Genomic DNA, 1,713 nt, shown 5'->3' on the forward strand with positions numbered 1-1,713 from the left:
AGATCCAGTGCGTCCCGGCCGTCGAAGGCCTGGGCGACGTCGAACCCGAGCCCCCCGAGTTGCTTGGTCAGGATGCTCCGCATGGCCCGCGAGTCATCGATCACCAGAGCCCGTGTCACTTCGTCCCCCTAGGTTCTCGCCGGATCCGTCAGGCCGCCGAATGGTGCTCGTCGAAGGCCAGCAGGGCGCGGGCGTCCAGGGCCAGGAGCAGCTTCTCGGGCATCGTGTAGGCCCCGAGCAGCAGCGACCCGACCCGCGAGTCCACCGTGGAAGGGGTTCCCTCGAAAGGAATCTGGGAAACCTCGACCACCCCGCCGATCTCGTCCACGAGCAGGCTGACCGGTTCGTCGTCGACCCGGACCACCACGTTCACCTGCGGTCGTTCCCCGCCGCTGGGCGGCAGGCCGAGCCGGGCCCGGACGTCGATGGCGGTCAGCACCTCACCCCGGAGGTTGATCAGGCCGGCCACCTCCGGAGTGGCCAGCGGGACCGGCGTGAACGCCTGCATCCGAACCACTTCCTGGACCAGGGCCACCTCCACCCCGAACAGGTAGGAACCCACGTGGAACGTCGAAAGCTGGGTCACGGCGCCTCCTCGTACCGTCACAGTGCCTCCTCGTAAAGGTGGTCGAGCTGCTCGATCGTGGTGGCGCCGGCGTCGTCCTGGTAGAAGGCCGGGTCGGCGGCGAGCACGGCGGCCTGCACGTCGAGCAGTTCGACCACGCGGTCGCCGACCACGATCGAGCCGAGCAACGCGTGATCGTCGATGTCGGACCGGGATCCGGCCCGCTCGGTGGCGATGTCCATGATCCGCTCGACCGCGAACCCGACGCTGCGCTCGCCGCGGGTGTAGACCACCAGCTGCACGCGCTCGGCGTTGCCTTCCTCGCCGTAGGCGCCGAGCAGGCTGGCCAGACGCACCAGCGGCATGATGTGCCCGCGGTACTGGACCACCTCGCGGCCACCGACCCGCTCGATGGTCTCGTTCGGGATCTCCTCCAGCCGGGTGACCATGTCCAGCGGGATGGCCGTGCGCCGGCCCCCGGCCAGCTCGACCACCAGCACCGGGTCGATCGGGGTGGTCTCCTCGTTGATCGAGGAACTGGCCGCCCCGGCCGGGTTGGACAGCACGTCGGCCTGCCGGGCGATCGCGGTGGCGTCCAGGATCAGCACCACGCTGCCGTCGCCGTGGATGGTGGCGCCCTGGTACATCGGCAGCGACTTCAGGTGCCGGCCGAGCGGTTTCACCACGATCTCCTGGGTGTCCAGGACGTCGTCCACCACCAGGCCGAAACGGTGCTGCTCGGCCTGCAGGACGACGATGAAGCCGCCGCGCCCGTCGCCGTTGCGGCCACCACCGCTGGAGGTGCCGACCGGTACCAGGCTGAGCTGCTCGTCCAGCTGCACCAGCGGCAGCAGCGAACCGCGCAGCCGGTAGACCGGCGCCCCGGAGATGTGCTCGATCCCGCCGCGGGCGTGCTCACCCGAGAGGCGCACCAGCTCCAGCACGCTGACCTGGGGCACCGCGTACCGGTGCCCGCCGCAGCCGATGGTCAGGGCCGGGATGATGGCCAGGGTCAGCGGGATGCTGAGGCGGAAGGTGGAACCGGCGCCCTTGGTCGAGATGACGTCGACGGAGCCGCCGATCGCCTCGATCCGGGTCTTCACCACGTCCATCCCGACACCGCGGCCGGAGACGTTGGTGACCTTGGC

2 protein-coding genes are annotated in these 1,713 nt (G+C 70.1%); both read right to left on the bottom strand.

Annotated features, from left to right (window positions below; translation table 11 throughout):
* Positions 1-148 precede the first annotated feature (148 nt).
* Positions 149-586, bottom strand: a complete 438-nt coding sequence (locus tag ACIBQZ_RS43215; protein ID WP_396094772.1) for a chemotaxis protein CheW — start codon at positions 584-586, stop codon at positions 149-151.
* Positions 587-603: 17 nt separating this feature from the next.
* The coding region (locus ACIBQZ_RS43220) for a chemotaxis protein CheW (protein ID WP_396094773.1) at positions 604-1,713 on the bottom strand (1,110 nt) is incomplete at its 5' end.

This window comes from Actinoplanes sp. NPDC049599 (assembly GCF_044465625.1).
Lineage (GTDB): Bacteria > Actinomycetota > Actinomycetes > Mycobacteriales > Micromonosporaceae > Actinoplanes.